This window comes from Ureibacillus sp. FSL W8-0352 (assembly GCF_038004345.1).
Taxonomy (GTDB): Bacteria; Bacillota; Bacilli; order Bacillales_A; family Planococcaceae; genus Ureibacillus; species Ureibacillus thermosphaericus.
The window spans coordinates 1,313,934-1,327,438 of the sequence record NZ_JBBOQT010000001.1 but is presented as its reverse complement, the minus strand read 5'-3'; the positions used below and the strand labels follow the sequence as shown (position 1 = coordinate 1,327,438).

Genomic DNA, 13,505 nt, shown 5'->3' with positions numbered 1-13,505 from the left:
GAAAACCGTAAAGGTTAAGTTGTTAAGGGCGCACGGTGGATGCCTTGGCACTAGGAGCCGATGAAGGACGGGACTAACACCGATATGCTTCGGGGAGCTGTAAGTAAGCTTTGATCCGGAGATTTCCGAATGGGGGAACCCACTGTTCGTAATGGAACAGTATCTTAACGTGAATCCATAGCGTTAAGAAGGCACACCCAGGGAACTGAAACATCTAAGTACCTGGAGGAGAAGAAAGAAAAATCGATTCCCTGAGTAGCGGCGAGCGAAACGGGAACAGCCCAAACCAAGAGGCTTGCCTCTTGGGGTTGTAGGACACTCTATACGGAGTTACAAAAGGATGGATTAGATGAACCGTTCTGGAAAGGACGGCCAGAGAAGGTAAAAGCCCTGTAGTCGAAAATCCATCCTCTCCTGAGTGGATCCTGAGTACGGCGGAACACGTGAAATTCCGTCGGAATCCGGGAGGACCATCTCCCAAGGCTAAATACTCCCTAGTGACCGATAGTGAACCAGTACCGTGAGGGAAAGGTGAAAAGCACCCCGGGAGGGGAGTGAAAGAGAACCTGAAACCGTGTGCCTACAAGTAGTCAGAGCCCGTTAACGGGTGATGGCGTGCCTTTTGTAGAATGAACCGGCGAGTTACGATTACGTGCAAGGTTAAGCAGAAAATGCGGAGCCGCAGCGAAAGCGAGTCTGAATAGGGCGTTTTGAGTACGTGGTCGTAGACCCGAAACCAGGTGATCTACCCATGTCCAGGGTGAAGGTGAGGTAACACTCACTGGAGGCCCGAACCCACGCACGTTGAAAAGTGCGGGGATGAGGTGTGGGTAGCGGAGAAATTCCAATCGAACTTGGAGATAGCTGGTTCTCTCCGAAATAGCTTTAGGGCTAGCCTCGTGTGAAGAATACTGGAGGTAGAGCACTGTTTGGACTAGGGGCCCACCTCGGGTTACCGAATTCAGACAAACTCCGAATGCCAGCTATTTATACACGGGAGTCAGACTACGAGTGATAAGATCCGTGGTCAAAAGGGAAACAGCCCAGACCACCAGCTAAGGTCCCAAAGTAATCGTTAAGTGGAAAAGGATGTGGCGTTGCTTAGACAACCAGGATGTTGGCTTAGAAGCAGCCATCATTTAAAGAGTGCGTAATAGCTCACTGGTCGAGTGACGCTGCGCCGAAAATGTATCGGGGCTAAACGATTCACCGAAGCTGTGGATTCGTGCGTTGCACGAGTGGTAGGAGAGCGTTCTAAGTGCGTCGAAGTCAGACCGGAAGGACTGGTGGAGCGCTTAGAAGTGAGAATGCCGGTATGAGTAGCGAAAGATGGGTGAGAATCCCATCCACCGAATGACTAAGGTTTCCTGAGGAAGGCTCGTCCGCTCAGGGTTAGTCGGGACCTAAGTCGAGGCCGAAAGGCGTAGACGATGGACAACAGGTTGATATTCCTGTACCACCTCCCCGCCGTTTGAGTGATGGGGGGACGCAGGAGGATAGGGAATGCACGCCGTTGGTCGAGCGTGTCCAAGCAGCAAGGCGTGGAAGTAGGCAAATCCGCTTCCTAATACGCCGAGCTGTGATGGGGAGCGCGTTACGCGCGAAGTTCCTGATTTCACACTGCCAAGAAAAGCCTCTAGCGAGGCGGGAGGTGCCCGTACCGCAAACCGACACAGGTAGTCGAGGAGAGAATCCTAAGGTGAGCGAGAGAACTCTCGTTAAGGAACTCGGCAAAATGACCCCGTAACTTCGGGAGAAGGGGTGCTCATTGGGGTGCAAGCCCTGATGAGCCGCAGTGAATAGGCCCAGGCGACTGTTTAGCAAAAACACAGGTCTCTGCAAAACCGTAAGGTGAAGTATAGGGGCTGACGCCTGCCCGGTGCTGGAAGGTTAAGAGGAGGAGTTAGCGCAAGCGAAGCTCCGAATTGAAGCCCCAGTAAACGGCGGCCGTAACTATAACGGTCCTAAGGTAGCGAAATTCCTTGTCGGGTAAGTTCCGACCCGCACGAAAGGCGTAACGATCTGGGCACTGTCTCAACGAGAGACTCGGTGAAATTATAGTACCTGTGAAGATGCAGGTTACCCGCGACAGGACGGAAAGACCCCGTGGAGCTTTACTGTAACCTGATATTGAATTTCGGTGCAACTTGTACAGGATAGGTAGGAGCCGTAGAAGGGGGAGCGCCAGCTTCCCTGGAGGCGCCCTTGGGATACTACCCTGGTTGTACTGAAATTCTAACCCGCAAGCCTGATCGGCTTGGGAGACAGTGTCAGGTGGACAGTTTGACTGGGGCGGTCGCCTCCTAAAAGGTAACGGAGGCGCCCAAAGGTTCCCTCAGAATGGTTGGAAATCATTCGCAGAGTGTAAAGGCATAAGGGAGCTTGACTGCGAGACCTACAAGTCGAGCAGGGTCGAAAGACGGGCTTAGTGATCCGGTGGTTCCGCATGGAAGGGCCATCGCTCAACGGATAAAAGCTACCCCGGGGATAACAGGCTTATCTCCCCCAAGAGTCCACATCGACGGGGAGGTTTGGCACCTCGATGTCGGCTCATCGCATCCTGGGGCTGTAGTCGGTCCCAAGGGTTGGGCTGTTCGCCCATTAAAGCGGTACGCGAGCTGGGTTCAGAACGTCGTGAGACAGTTCGGTCCCTATCCGTCGTGGGCGTAGGAAATTTGAGAGGAGCTGTCCTTAGTACGAGAGGACCGGGATGGACACACCGCTGGTGTACCAGTTGTCTTGCCAAAGGCACCGCTGGGTAGCTATGTGTGGACGGGATAAGTGCTGAAAGCATCTAAGCATGAAGCCCCCCTCAAGATGAGATTTCCCATTGCATAAGCAAGTAAGATCCCTCAAAGACGATGAGGTAGATAGGTCCGAGGTGGAAGCACGGTGACGTGTGGAGCTGACGGATACTAATCGATCGAGGACTTAACCAATCATTTCAATGTCGTTATCCAGTTTTGAAAGAATAATTTAATTCGGAGGATTAGAGAGAAGATATCCCATTAAATTAGGAAATCACCAGTTCATTCTATTGTCCTCCATCGCTAAAAATATATGCCGGTGTAGCTCAATTGGCAGAGCAACTGACTTGTAATCAGTAGGTTGAGGGTTCGATTCCTTTCGCCGGCACCATCATGAGCCATTAGCTCAGTGGTAGAGCATCTGACTTTTAATCAGAGGGTCGAAGGTTCGAGTCCTTCATGGCTCATCCCGTTCACTTTAATATATTAACAATGATAAAATAATTAAAGATTAAGTATTCCACTTAATTTTGCGGAAGTAGTTCAGTGGTAGAACACCACCTTGCCAAGGTGGGGGTCGCGGGTTCGAACCCCGTCTTCCGCTCCAATAATGCCGGGGTGGCGGAATTGGCAGACGCACAGGACTTAAAATCCTGCGGTAGGTGACTACCGTACCGGTTCGACTCCGGTCCTCGGCACCATGTAAAATAGAAGTTAGCGCCAGTAGCTCAATTGGATAGAGCGTCTGACTACGGATCAGAAGGTTGTGGGTTCGACTCCTGCCTGGCGCGCCAAAAAAAGTGAACCGGGAAGTAGCTCAGCTTGGTAGAGCACTTGGTTTGGGACCAAGGGGTCGCAGGTTCGAATCCTGTCTTCCCGACCAGCAGGAACTACGGGGCATTAGCTCAGCTGGGAGAGCGCCTGCCTTGCACGCAGGAGGTCAGCGGTTCGATCCCGCTATGCTCCACCAAATTATAAATGAATAACAATTGACGGCGGTGTAGCTCAGCTGGCTAGAGCGTACGGTTCATACCCGTGAGGTCGGGGGTTCGATCCCCTCCACCGCCATCTTAAGGACCTTTAGCTCAGTTGGTTAGAGCAGACGGCTCATAACCGTCCGGTCGCAGGTTCGAGTCCTGCAAGGTCCACCAAAGGTTGAAAAGATAGATAAGAAACAAATGGAGGAATACCCAAGTCTGGCTGAAGGGATCGGTCTTGAAAACCGACAGGCGGGTCAAACCGCGCGGGGGTTCGAATCCCTCTTCCTCCACCATAATATAAAATAATTATTATCGCGGGGTAGAGCAGTCTGGTAGCTCGTCGGGCTCATAACCCGGAGGTCGCAGGTTCAAATCCTGCCCCCGCAACCAAAGTGGTCCCGTGGTGTAGCGGTTAACATGCCTGCCTGTCACGCAGGAGATCGCGGGTTCGAGTCCCGTCGGGACCGCCATAAATACGGGTCGGTAGCTCAGTTGGTAGAGCATTTGACTGAAGATCAAAGTGTCGGCGGTTCGATTCCGTCCCGACCCACTTGATGCGGGTGTAGTTTAATGGTAAAACCTCAGCCTTCCAAGCTGATGTCGTGGGTTCGATTCCCATCACCCGCTCCAATGGGCCTATAGCTCAGCTGGTTAGAGCGCACGCCTGATAAGCGTGAGGTCGATGGTTCAAGTCCATTTAGGCCCACCATATATTCCGAAGTAGCTCAGTGGTAGAGCAATCGGCTGTTAACCGATTGGTCGTAGGTTCGAATCCTACCTTCGGAGCCATAAGGAGAAGTACTCAAGAGGCTGAAGAGGCGCCCCTGCTAAGGGTGTAGGTCGGGGTAACCCGGCGCGAGGGTTCAAATCCCTCCTTCTCCGCCATACATAGCCGTGGCCCCTTGGTCAAGTGGTTAAGACACCGCCCTTTCACGGCGGTAACACGGGTTCGAATCCCGTAGGGGTCATAAAAATAATAAAAAAAATAAAAAAAACTCTTGAAAAAGAGATTGAATATGATAAAATAATTCTTGTCCTTAATAAGTCTAGTGACGATGGCAAAGAGGATACACCCGTTCCCATACCGAACACGGAAGTTAAGCTCTTTAGCGCCGATGGTAGTAAGGGGCTTCCCCTTGTGAGAGTAGGACGTTGCTAGGCTTGATATGGAGGATTAGCTCAGCTGGGAGAGCACCTGCCTTACAAGCAGGGGGTCGGCGGTTCGATCCCGTCATCCTCCACCATGATATATGCCGGCGTAGCTCAATTGGCAGAGCAACTGACTTGTAATCAGTAGGTTGAGGGTTCGATTCCTTTCGCCGGCACCATCATGAGCCATTAGCTCAGTGGTAGAGCATCTGACTTTTAATCAGAGGGTCGAAGGTTCGAGTCCTTCATGGCTCATCAATAAACATTTGCGGGTGTGGCGGAATTGGCAGACGCACTAGACTTAGGATCTAGCGCCTTACGGCGTGGGGGTTCGACTCCCTTCACCCGCACCATTTAGAAAAATTGCGGAAGTAGTTCAGTGGTAGAACACCACCTTGCCAAGGTGGGGGTCGCGGGTTCGAACCCCGTCTTCCGCTCCAATAATGCCGGGGTGGCGGAATTGGCAGACGCACAGGACTTAAAATCCTGCGGTAGGTGACTACCGTACCGGTTCGACTCCGGTCCTCGGCACCATGTAAAATAGAAGTTAGCGCCAGTAGCTCAATTGGATAGAGCGTCTGACTACGGATCAGAAGGTTGTGGGTTCGACTCCTGCCTGGCGCGCCAAAAAAAGTGAACCGGGAAGTAGCTCAGCTTGGTAGAGCACTTGGTTTGGGACCAAGGGGTCGCAGGTTCGAATCCTGTCTTCCCGACCAGCAGGAACTACGGGGCATTAGCTCAGCTGGGAGAGCGCCTGCCTTGCACGCAGGAGGTCAGCGGTTCGATCCCGCTATGCTCCACCAAATTATAAATGAATAACAATTGACGGCGGTGTAGCTCAGCTGGCTAGAGCGTACGGTTCATACCCGTGAGGTCGGGGGTTCGATCCCCTCCACCGCCATCTTAAGGACCTTTAGCTCAGTTGGTTAGAGCAGACGGCTCATAACCGTCCGGTCGCAGGTTCGAGTCCTGCAAGGTCCACCAAAGGTTGAAAAGATAGATAATAAACAAATGGAGGAATACCCAAGTCTGGCTGAAGGGATCGGTCTTGAAAACCGACAGGCGGGTCAAACCGCGCGGGGGTTCGAATCCCTCTTCCTCCACCATAATATAAAATAATTATTATCGCGGGGTAGAGCAGTCTGGTAGCTCGTCGGGCTCATAACCCGGAGGTCGCAGGTTCAAATCCTGCCCCCGCAACCAAAGTGGTCCCGTGGTGTAGCGGTTAACATGCCTGCCTGTCACGCAGGAGATCGCGGGTTCGAGTCCCGTCGGGACCGCCATAAATACGGGTCGGTAGCTCAGTTGGTAGAGCATTTGACTGAAGATCAAAGTGTCGGCGGTTCGATTCCGTCCCGACCCACTTGATGCGGGTGTAGTTTAATGGTAAAACCTCAGCCTTCCAAGCTGATGTCGTGGGTTCGATTCCCATCACCCGCTCCAATGGGCCTATAGCTCAGCTGGTTAGAGCGCACGCCTGATAAGCGTGAGGTCGATGGTTCAAGTCCATTTAGGCCCACCATATATTCCGAAGTAGCTCAGTGGTAGAGCAATCGGCTGTTAACCGATTGGTCGTAGGTTCGAATCCTACCTTCGGAGCCATAAGGAGAAGTACTCAAGAGGCTGAAGAGGCGCCCCTGCTAAGGGTGTAGGTCGGGGTAACCCGGCGCGAGGGTTCAAATCCCTCCTTCTCCGCCATACATAGCTGTGGCCCCTTGGTCAAGTGGTTAAGACACCGCCCTTTCACGGCGGTAACACGGGTTCGAATCCCGTAGGGGTCATAAAAAAACCGGCTTTTTGTCAAATGGTGTTGGTGAATAAATTTTAGTGACATTATTTGGTAATATGTAATCGGATGGCTTAGGGGAAATTCGAGGTTCCCCTAAGCTGTTTTTATTTTCGCTAAGTTTTGGGTAATGAATATTCGGTTTCTAAAGTGATAGAAGGATCGATAACCGAAAGAAATGCGTTTAATCGTAAGCCCGAATTCAAACGACGCATATCAATCGATCGTACCTCCCTGTAAGATAGAGTTATCGATTACAGAGGAGGTGTTTTTGTTTGGCAGTTGAAAAATTAAATATCGTCCCTGTCAATTTGGAATCCGATTCTGATTCAACTTCACCCTCAACGAGTCGTGGTCCTCTCAAACCTGTATGCGTTATTCAAGCAACAAATTTTAAAATCTCCTTTTACCCCGGTGTAAAACCTCACATCATTCAAACGGTCATCAAGGAGTTGAATAGCAGTGATTCATGATTTTACTAAGTGTAAAAATATCTATATCATTTGTGGTCGTACGGATATGAGAAAAGGAATTGATGGTCTTGCCACCTTAATTCAGGATTCTTTCGAACTGGATCCATATAGCAACGCCATTTTCTTATTTTGTGGACGGAAGAAAGACCGCTATAAATGTTTGTATTTTGATGGAGATGGCTTCGCCATGTTATACAAACGAATCGATAACGGCAAACTCCAATGGCCCAGAAATGAAAATGAGGTTCGAAATTTGACTCAACAGGAGCTTCGATGGTTACTCGAAGGGCTCTCGATTCAACAACCTAAAGCCATCCAAAAATCGAAAAAAGGTGTCTTCTAAATACCGATTCATGATATAATCAACTCTATATAGAATCAGTACGGAAAAGTGGTGGATGTTGTGAACAATGATTCATACGAAAAGTTAATTCAGTCATTAGAAGAGCAACTAGCTCATGCCAATCAAAAAAATGATGAATTGTTGAAACAAATTGAATTATTGTCACAACAAGTTCGTTATTTAACTAAACGGCTTTATGGCTCAAAATCTGAAAAATCAAAGTATCAAGCTCCAGACGGACAGTATTCTTTGTTTGATGACGACTCTTTTTTTAATGAACCTGAGCACACAGGAGAAAAAAGCACGGACACTGTGACATACACAGTTGTTCGTAAACGACATAACAAGAAAAAACGAAATGATTCTTTTATGGATGGTTTAGAAATTGAAGAAATTCATCATCATCCAGAAAACTTACAATGCGAGTGTTGTCAATCACCTATGACAGAGATTGGCAGCACGATTGTACGAGAAGAAGCAAAATTCATACCAGCTACTATGAAGCGTGTTCAGCATATTGAACACGCTTATGAGTGCAGGTCTTGTAAAAAAGATTCGAATAAAGACTCACAAATCAAACGTGGAAAAGCACCGCAACCTGCCATTCTGCGAAGTATCGCAGGACCAACGGTCTTAGCAAAACTCATCTATGATAAATTTATTCTTTATTTACCCTTATATAGGCAGGTAAAGGAATGGCATCGTTATGGTTTACTAACCAATGATAAGAACCTATCCAACTGGGTGATTCGCACGGCAGAAGATTGGCTTCTTCCATTATATAATCGAATGAAAGAAACCCTCATGAAAAAATCAATTCTTCATGTCGATGAAACCTATGCCCAAGTATTGAACCGCTCAGATGGAAAGCCAGCTCAATCTAAAGCTTACAACTGGGTGTTCCGTAGCGTAGGATCTCAAGGTCCAGCAATTGTTCTGTTCCATAGTGCTTTATCCCGAAGTCGGGAAATTTTGACTGACTTTATGAAAGGCTTTAAAGGGACGATTATCTGCGATGGATATTCTGCATACCATGATGTGCCAAATATTCATTTTGCCAACTGCTGGGCTCATGTTCGTCGATACTGGTTAAAAGCCGAAAGTAAAAATGGACGGATTGGTGTCGATTATTGTGATCGACTTTACCGCCTAGAACGGAAATTTAAGAAACTTCGGCCGAGCGAACGGAGAAAAGCTAGACAAAAAGAGTCCAAACCTATCGTTGAGGCATTTTTCAAATGGATTGACGAATCTCCTTTCTATGGGAAGAATGCCCTTGCCAAAGCTGCGGAATATACATTGAAGCACGCCGAAGGTTTAAAAGCTTTTCTGTATGATGGACGCATTGAAATGGACAACAACCCAGCTGAAAATGCGATTCGGCCGAATGTCATTGGACGAAAAAACTGGCTGTTTTCCGTGAGTGAATCGGGAGCCGATGCAAACGCCATCTGTTTAAGCTTGGCTGAAACGGCAAAAGCTAATGGAATTGATTTTTATCAATACTTAGTGAAAGTATTGTCGGAACTCCCAAGTTTACCAATCCATCAACAGCCAGAAATATTAGATCGCTATTTGCCATGGTCGAAAACAATTTGTGAATCATGTGCAATGGCAAAATAGCCCTTAATCCGAAAAAATATTGGATTGAAGGGCTATTCGTCGTGCGTACCAGAGGGTGCGCATTTTTTTATTTATCTCACATATTTCGGGCTTACGTTTAATCACTTTGATTTTGTTATGAATCCCCTCTAAAATGCCGTTATTATAATCGTACTTTAGCGTATTCTCGACGTAATTGATGTATTTGTTGATTGTCTTGATGGCGGTTTTCATATAGCTGGGTTTTCTTCAAGAGCTCAAAGTCTTTGATTTTATGCAATATTGTACGTATTGATATAACTTATAGGACGCTTTTAATTCAGAATCTAAATCAATGAGATAGTGGAGAATCTCCACCTCACACATATGCTTTTTAAAGCAACGATGATATTTATAGTTCTTATAATCAAGTTTTGTTTGATCTTTCAGAAGGAGCTTCCAGTATTTTTTCAATTTATTGTAATTCTTTTTATCCCGATTCATGACGTTGATGCGCGTTTTGTTTAAAGCTCTGCTAAATAGTTGGAGGATATGGAATTTGTCGAGTACGATTTCCGCTTTAGGGAAAACTTCTTGGATTAAGGAAATATAAGGGCTGTACATATCGATGACAATCGTTTTTACCGCATCTCTCGCCTTCTTGGAATACCGTAAGAAATACTCTTTGAGGACAGGTAATCTCCGGTCCTCCACGATATCCACAATCTCCCCCGTTTCAGAGTCGCAGAAAATAAAGGACATCGCTCCAGCTGCGGATTTCACTGATTTAAACTCATCAAAACACAAATGCTTTGGAAGGTAGTGAACATTTGGTTGATAGTAGCTATAAAAGCTGTCAATGACACGACTGACAGTGGCATGAGAAACATGATGTTTCATCGCAATATCTTTTTCGGATATTTTATCTTTGGCGTTTAAAGCAATCGATACTTTGGTATTGTTGGAAATACAACAGTTTTTAGCCACGACGCTCGTTTTTAAAGTAAACGTGGAATGACAATGTTTACAGAAATAACGCTGTTTACGCAATTTTAAGTAGGTATGAAAACCTGAAATGCTAGGCATTTTAATGAGAGACGTTTTAAAACCGTGTTTAATGATTTGATCATCAAAGACATGTCCACAAGCATAACAAGCTTTTGGTTGATACGTTAACGTCCCATGAAAGACTTTCGCTTTTACTTTTTTGATCGTTTCGGTAGAACAAAAGTTTTCATCAAATGTGATATTTTTGTCTAATATATTGAGTAGGTTTCGTATGGAATGATGGTGAGACATGTGACGCAACTCCTTTGGGAAATGTGGTTTTGGTCGATTACATTTTGTCACTGTCTCATTCTTACGATCAGTCAAGTATATTTTATTAATTTGTATATGTTTTTATTTTAGTTGTAGTTGTGAGGGGGTACCCCCTCACAATTACAACTAAATTTTGGCATGCCAAAACAAAAAGACCTAACGATTTTTATTTTTTTCGCAAGGTCCTTTATGGTATAATGTAGTTAATCGATTATTTAACTTAAGGCAGTTTCATAATCGTATAAAATGCCATGTGTCAGTAACTGGAACGTCACTTTTAAAAATTTATTGATACAGGCGATAATCGCAACCTTATGAGGCTTTCTCTGAGGTTGTGTTTTTAATTTATAATAGTAATCTACAAAATGATTCGGTTTATCTTTCTTCTTCATAATCATGGCACACACCATAAAATATAAAAGCTTTCGCAAGTGTTTGTTACCTCTTTTATTAATACAATCATGATACTGTGTATTCCCCGATTGATAGCGCATAATATCAATTCCCGCATAAGCATTCAATTGTTTAGCATTTTGAAAGCGACGAATATCACCCATTTCCCCAATTAATCTACAAGCAGTAGAATCACCGATACCAGGGATGGAACGTAAAACAATATACTCTTTTCGATCTTTTGATAAAGTAATCATTTGTTGGACAAGTGCTTCTTTTTTATCCTTTAATTCTGCTATTCGATTTGCGTAATCACGGACTTATTCACATCGCACATCGGTAGATTTAATCGCTGGATCACTATTTTGAGCAGCTTCTAATAAAGCAATTGCTTTTTTCTCTGCCCGTTCTAAAGAAAGGTTCTTTCTTGTATTCGCTTTTAGGCGATTCTTCATGACAGTTTTAGAGTGAGCTAAAACAAGTGTTGGGTGAGGGTATAGTTGTACTATATTTAAAAATAGTGCAGAATTTGGTGTCAGTATTTTTTCTTGATTACTTTGCTGATCAAGTTTTAAAACTTACAAATCATTACTTTGGAAAATATAGAAAGGAAAAAACCAGTTGCAAAGATTAGAAAAACTGAAACAATTACAACTATAAATTTATTGAAAAAAATGTGCTTCAGCTTGCGATTGCAAGAAAAGCACATTACATAGTCACAGCACATTTGCATTAATAATTTTTTGAAGCATTGCACGAAACGATGGTGATGTAAAATCATACTGCAGTAGCTTGTCTTATAAAGAATAATACGGACTACATCATGCTTTGTATCCCCAACAGTTGGATTGATATGTGAATAACTATTCTTATTCGAAAGCTCCTTTTTTAAAGGAAGTTGAGTAAATTTTTTCAGCTCTTCTTCATTAAATAAACTGACAGGATAATCTAAATCTATTCGCAAACGATTAGTTCCCACGAATATTTTTCCCCACTTATCTGATTTTTCTTTCCAAGAAAGTCCCGATGTGCTTACAATATTGTAAATCTGTTTTTCTTCATTGCTAATAATAACTAGGCAATTGCGATGAGATTCTATAACACTACTAAATACTTTTCGTTTTTCTTGAATAGAATTCAAAATAATCACCTTTCTTATAGAATTTAGGATAAATTGATTTTCACTAGTGTCGCATAAAAAATACCAATAGACATAATAAATCTGAATTTTCTGTAACTATATTTTTCTAAAAAAAAATCCTTTATAATGGTTTGGTGGTAGTAAACCATCCAAATCCAATACAAAGGACAAAAGCATGGATAAGTTTACATGAAAAACATCATTTGAACAATGGTTTTCACCAATTCATTTCAACTTATTTGACGATATGGTGAAAGCCTATCAATTAGATTACTATACAAAGAAGCTTTATATGGCTTCATTTCTGAAATGACTGTTGTACGCTCAATTACATGAAACCGAGAGTTTGCGAGCTTTAAGTGACGCTGTTTTTTCTGAAGAATTACAACGTGCAACAGGTCTTCCATCGATTAGCTTTTCCCAATTAGGAAGACGAATCAATGCCATTCCAACGGTTTTTTTCAATCGATTTTTCTTGATTTAGTGGCTCAAATTCATGAGAAAACACATTTTCAAAAGCGAAGAAAGCTGACAACGCCACTAGAGTACTATGCGACGCTAGTGATAAATACTATAAAAACAAAAGAGTATGGGGAGTGGAGAATAGATGAAAGTAGTGGACCTACATTGCGATGTATTAGAAAAATTAGCACGATTTGAAGATGCCAATTTTCGCAATGATTCTAGAATAAATTCTAACTTTGAAAGATTAAAGGCAGGGAATGTAAAAATTCAAGTATTTGCAATATTTATCCATCCAGATATTCCTCAAGAGCAGAAATTTCAAGAAGCATTACGTCAGATTGAAGCCTTCAATAAATATGTATTGAAAGAGCCGGAAATGGTTCATATTAAAGATTGGAAGCAAATTGATGAGCTCGAAGAAGGGCAAATAGGAGCCGTATTAAGTTTGGAAGGCTGTGATGCTATAGATGATGATCTTGAAAAATTAAAGATTATTTTGGATGCAGGCGTTAAAATAGTCGGATTAACTTGGAATTATGAAAATAAAGTTGGCTATGGCACGTTAGAAGATTCTACAAAGGGTATAAAACCTTTTGGAAAAAAGGTAATTGAATTGTTAAATGAACGAGATATTATCATAGATGTTGCGCATTTAAATGAAAGAGGATTTTATGAATTATTACCGCTTGCAAAAAAAGTGATTGCTAGCCATTGTAATTCACGCACTCTCTGTGATCATCCAAGAAATTTAACGGATGAACAAGTGAAAATGCTTGTAGAAAAAGGTGGACGTATCCATGTTGTTTTTTATCCCCCATTTATAGAAAAGGAGAAGAAAACGACGACAATCGAAAAATTGGTTGAGCACATAAAATATTTAGCTAATTTAGTAGGAGTGGAACATATCGGTTTTGGTTCTGATTTTGACGGGATGGACCCATTGTCAGTAAGCAATTTATCAAATGCTTCTGAATTTCCAAATATCATTGAAAGGTTGCGTCAAGAGTTTACAGATGATGAGGTGAAATTATTTTCAGAAGAGGGATTTATGAATTATATAAGAAAATTAAATGCAACGACTTAATATAGAGTTAGGGAAATAAAAACTATATACTCCTAAAATTGGA

General features: G+C 43.9%; 9 protein-coding genes, 38 tRNA genes, 2 rRNA genes and 1 pseudogene. 45 read left to right on the top strand and 5 right to left on the bottom strand.

Features of this window, described 5'->3' with window-relative positions; genetic code table 11:
* Nucleotides 1-12: 12 nt before the first annotated feature.
* The 43 genes from NST98_RS06885 to tnpC all read left to right on the top strand — a co-directional run bounded on the left by NST98_RS06885 (nt 13) and on the right by tnpC (nt 9,101).
* Nucleotides 13-2,939 (top strand): 23S ribosomal RNA (locus tag NST98_RS06885).
* Between the two features lie 123 nt (nt 2,940-3,062).
* Nucleotides 3,063-3,138 (top strand) — tRNA-Thr (locus NST98_RS06880).
* Nucleotides 3,139-3,142: 4 nt separating this feature from the next.
* Nucleotides 3,143-3,214: transfer RNA gene (locus NST98_RS06875), tRNA-Lys, on the top strand.
* 65 nt (nt 3,215-3,279) lie between these two features.
* A tRNA-Gly gene (locus NST98_RS06870) sits at nt 3,280-3,354 on the top strand.
* Between the two features lie 5 nt (nt 3,355-3,359).
* Nucleotides 3,360-3,448, top strand: a tRNA-Leu gene (locus NST98_RS06865).
* A gap of 16 nt (nt 3,449-3,464) precedes the next feature.
* Nucleotides 3,465-3,541: transfer RNA gene (locus NST98_RS06860), tRNA-Arg, on the top strand.
* 12 nt (nt 3,542-3,553) lie between these two features.
* Nucleotides 3,554-3,630: transfer RNA gene (locus NST98_RS06855), tRNA-Pro, on the top strand.
* 11 nt (nt 3,631-3,641) lie between these two features.
* A tRNA-Ala gene (locus NST98_RS06850) sits at nt 3,642-3,717 on the top strand.
* A 24-nt stretch (nt 3,718-3,741) separates the two neighbouring features.
* Nucleotides 3,742-3,815: transfer RNA gene (locus NST98_RS06845), tRNA-Met, on the top strand.
* Nucleotides 3,816-3,821: 6 nt separating this feature from the next.
* Nucleotides 3,822-3,898, top strand: a tRNA-Ile gene (locus NST98_RS06840).
* Nucleotides 3,899-3,927: 29 nt separating this feature from the next.
* Nucleotides 3,928-4,020 (top strand) — tRNA-Ser (locus NST98_RS06835).
* Nucleotides 4,021-4,040: 20 nt separating this feature from the next.
* Nucleotides 4,041-4,117: transfer RNA gene (locus NST98_RS06830), tRNA-Met, on the top strand.
* 4 nt (nt 4,118-4,121) lie between these two features.
* A tRNA-Asp gene (locus tag NST98_RS06825) sits at nt 4,122-4,197 on the top strand.
* 7 nt (nt 4,198-4,204) lie between these two features.
* A tRNA-Phe gene (locus NST98_RS06820) sits at nt 4,205-4,277 on the top strand.
* A gap of 6 nt (nt 4,278-4,283) precedes the next feature.
* A tRNA-Gly gene (locus NST98_RS06815) sits at nt 4,284-4,357 on the top strand.
* Nucleotides 4,358-4,359: 2 nt separating this feature from the next.
* Nucleotides 4,360-4,436: transfer RNA gene (locus NST98_RS06810), tRNA-Ile, on the top strand.
* Nucleotides 4,437-4,441: 5 nt separating this feature from the next.
* Nucleotides 4,442-4,516: transfer RNA gene (locus tag NST98_RS06805), tRNA-Asn, on the top strand.
* Nucleotides 4,517-4,519: 3 nt separating this feature from the next.
* Nucleotides 4,520-4,612: transfer RNA gene (locus NST98_RS06800), tRNA-Ser, on the top strand.
* Nucleotides 4,613-4,623: 11 nt separating this feature from the next.
* Nucleotides 4,624-4,695, top strand: a tRNA-Glu gene (locus NST98_RS06795).
* 77 nt (nt 4,696-4,772) lie between these two features.
* Nucleotides 4,773-4,888: ribosomal RNA gene (gene rrf, locus NST98_RS06790) — 5S ribosomal RNA — on the top strand.
* A gap of 7 nt (nt 4,889-4,895) precedes the next feature.
* Nucleotides 4,896-4,971, top strand: a tRNA-Val gene (locus NST98_RS06785).
* 8 nt (nt 4,972-4,979) lie between these two features.
* Nucleotides 4,980-5,055: transfer RNA gene (locus tag NST98_RS06780), tRNA-Thr, on the top strand.
* A gap of 4 nt (nt 5,056-5,059) precedes the next feature.
* Nucleotides 5,060-5,131: transfer RNA gene (locus NST98_RS06775), tRNA-Lys, on the top strand.
* A 13-nt stretch (nt 5,132-5,144) separates the two neighbouring features.
* Nucleotides 5,145-5,229 (top strand) — tRNA-Leu (locus tag NST98_RS06770).
* 12 nt (nt 5,230-5,241) lie between these two features.
* A tRNA-Gly gene (locus NST98_RS06765) sits at nt 5,242-5,316 on the top strand.
* Between the two features lie 5 nt (nt 5,317-5,321).
* Nucleotides 5,322-5,410: transfer RNA gene (locus NST98_RS06760), tRNA-Leu, on the top strand.
* 16 nt (nt 5,411-5,426) lie between these two features.
* A tRNA-Arg gene (locus NST98_RS06755) sits at nt 5,427-5,503 on the top strand.
* Between the two features lie 12 nt (nt 5,504-5,515).
* A tRNA-Pro gene (locus NST98_RS06750) sits at nt 5,516-5,592 on the top strand.
* A gap of 11 nt (nt 5,593-5,603) precedes the next feature.
* Nucleotides 5,604-5,679: transfer RNA gene (locus NST98_RS06745), tRNA-Ala, on the top strand.
* A 24-nt stretch (nt 5,680-5,703) separates the two neighbouring features.
* A tRNA-Met gene (locus NST98_RS06740) sits at nt 5,704-5,777 on the top strand.
* Nucleotides 5,778-5,783: 6 nt separating this feature from the next.
* Nucleotides 5,784-5,860 (top strand) — tRNA-Ile (locus tag NST98_RS06735).
* Between the two features lie 29 nt (nt 5,861-5,889).
* Nucleotides 5,890-5,982 (top strand) — tRNA-Ser (locus NST98_RS06730).
* Nucleotides 5,983-6,002: 20 nt separating this feature from the next.
* Nucleotides 6,003-6,079 (top strand) — tRNA-Met (locus NST98_RS06725).
* Between the two features lie 4 nt (nt 6,080-6,083).
* Nucleotides 6,084-6,159: transfer RNA gene (locus tag NST98_RS06720), tRNA-Asp, on the top strand.
* A gap of 7 nt (nt 6,160-6,166) precedes the next feature.
* Nucleotides 6,167-6,239, top strand: a tRNA-Phe gene (locus NST98_RS06715).
* 6 nt (nt 6,240-6,245) lie between these two features.
* Nucleotides 6,246-6,319 (top strand) — tRNA-Gly (locus NST98_RS06710).
* A 2-nt stretch (nt 6,320-6,321) separates the two neighbouring features.
* A tRNA-Ile gene (locus NST98_RS06705) sits at nt 6,322-6,398 on the top strand.
* Between the two features lie 5 nt (nt 6,399-6,403).
* Nucleotides 6,404-6,478: transfer RNA gene (locus tag NST98_RS06700), tRNA-Asn, on the top strand.
* A 3-nt stretch (nt 6,479-6,481) separates the two neighbouring features.
* Nucleotides 6,482-6,574 (top strand) — tRNA-Ser (locus tag NST98_RS06695).
* A gap of 11 nt (nt 6,575-6,585) precedes the next feature.
* Nucleotides 6,586-6,657: transfer RNA gene (locus NST98_RS06690), tRNA-Glu, on the top strand.
* 280 nt (nt 6,658-6,937) lie between these two features.
* A complete protein-coding gene (locus NST98_RS06685) occupies nt 6,938-7,135 on the top strand; it encodes a hypothetical protein (RefSeq protein ID WP_096550383.1) in 198 nt (65 codons plus the stop codon).
* Nucleotides 7,125-7,478, top strand: coding sequence for an IS66 family insertion sequence element accessory protein TnpB (gene tnpB / locus NST98_RS06680; protein ID WP_222837117.1), 354 nt, complete (start codon nt 7,125-7,127; stop codon nt 7,476-7,478). Before NST98_RS06685 ends, tnpB begins: the two co-directional genes overlap by 11 nt.
* Nucleotides 7,479-7,526: 48 nt before the next feature.
* On the top strand, nt 7,527-9,101 hold the full coding sequence (tnpC, locus tag NST98_RS06675; RefSeq protein ID WP_445684030.1) for an IS66 family transposase: 1,575 nt from the start codon (nt 7,527-7,529) through the stop codon (nt 9,099-9,101).
* A gap of 3 nt (nt 9,102-9,104) precedes the next feature.
* Here tnpC and NST98_RS17265 read toward each other — a convergent pair whose 3' ends face one another.
* The 5 genes from NST98_RS17265 to NST98_RS06655 form a co-directional block, all read right to left on the bottom strand.
* Nucleotides 9,105-9,314, bottom strand: a complete 210-nt coding sequence (locus tag NST98_RS17265) for a transposase (protein WP_445684029.1) — start codon at nt 9,312-9,314, stop codon at nt 9,105-9,107.
* Between the two features lie 15 nt (nt 9,315-9,329).
* Nucleotides 9,330-10,358, bottom strand: a complete 1,029-nt coding sequence (locus NST98_RS06670; protein ID WP_340714750.1) for an ISL3 family transposase — start codon at nt 10,356-10,358, stop codon at nt 9,330-9,332.
* A gap of 236 nt (nt 10,359-10,594) precedes the next feature.
* Nucleotides 10,595-11,029: a transposase gene (locus NST98_RS06665; RefSeq protein WP_340714749.1), complete on the bottom strand. Its 435-nt coding sequence runs from the start codon at nt 11,027-11,029 to the stop codon at nt 10,595-10,597.
* Nucleotides 11,030-11,092: 63 nt separating this feature from the next.
* Complete coding sequence (locus NST98_RS06660) at nt 11,093-11,227, bottom strand: hypothetical protein (protein WP_340714748.1); 135 nt, start codon at nt 11,225-11,227, stop codon at nt 11,093-11,095.
* Nucleotides 11,228-11,343: 116 nt separating this feature from the next.
* Entirely contained in the window at nt 11,344-11,913 is a 570-nt protein-coding gene (locus NST98_RS06655; protein ID WP_340714747.1) for a hypothetical protein, read from the bottom strand.
* 223 nt (nt 11,914-12,136) lie between these two features.
* Here NST98_RS06655 and NST98_RS06650 point away from each other — a divergent pair.
* Nucleotides 12,137-12,435: pseudogene (locus NST98_RS06650) on the top strand (DUF4372 domain-containing protein); the annotation flags it as partial.
* 85 nt (nt 12,436-12,520) lie between these two features.
* Nucleotides 12,521-13,462, top strand: coding sequence for a dipeptidase (locus NST98_RS06645; protein ID WP_340714746.1), 942 nt, complete (start codon nt 12,521-12,523; stop codon nt 13,460-13,462).
* Nucleotides 13,463-13,505: the final 43 nt, after the last annotated feature.

What these genes read in the sequence shown, in the direction of transcription:
- NST98_RS17265 (WP_445684029.1), bottom strand. Translation starts at nt 9,314, where the DNA reads ATGAAAACCGCCATCAAGACAATCAACAAATACATCAATTACGTCGAG.
- NST98_RS06670 (WP_340714750.1), bottom strand. Translation starts at nt 10,358, where the DNA reads ATGTCTCACCATCATTCCATACGAAACCTACTCAATATATTAGACAAA.
- NST98_RS06665 (WP_340714749.1), bottom strand. Translation starts at nt 11,029, where the DNA reads ATGATTACTTTATCAAAAGATCGAAAAGAGTATATTGTTTTACGTTCC.
- NST98_RS06660 (WP_340714748.1), bottom strand. Translation starts at nt 11,227, where the DNA reads ATGAAGAATCGCCTAAAAGCGAATACAAGAAAGAACCTTTCTTTAGAA.
- NST98_RS06645 (WP_340714746.1), top strand. Translation starts at nt 12,521, where the DNA reads ATGAAAGTAGTGGACCTACATTGCGATGTATTAGAAAAATTAGCACGA.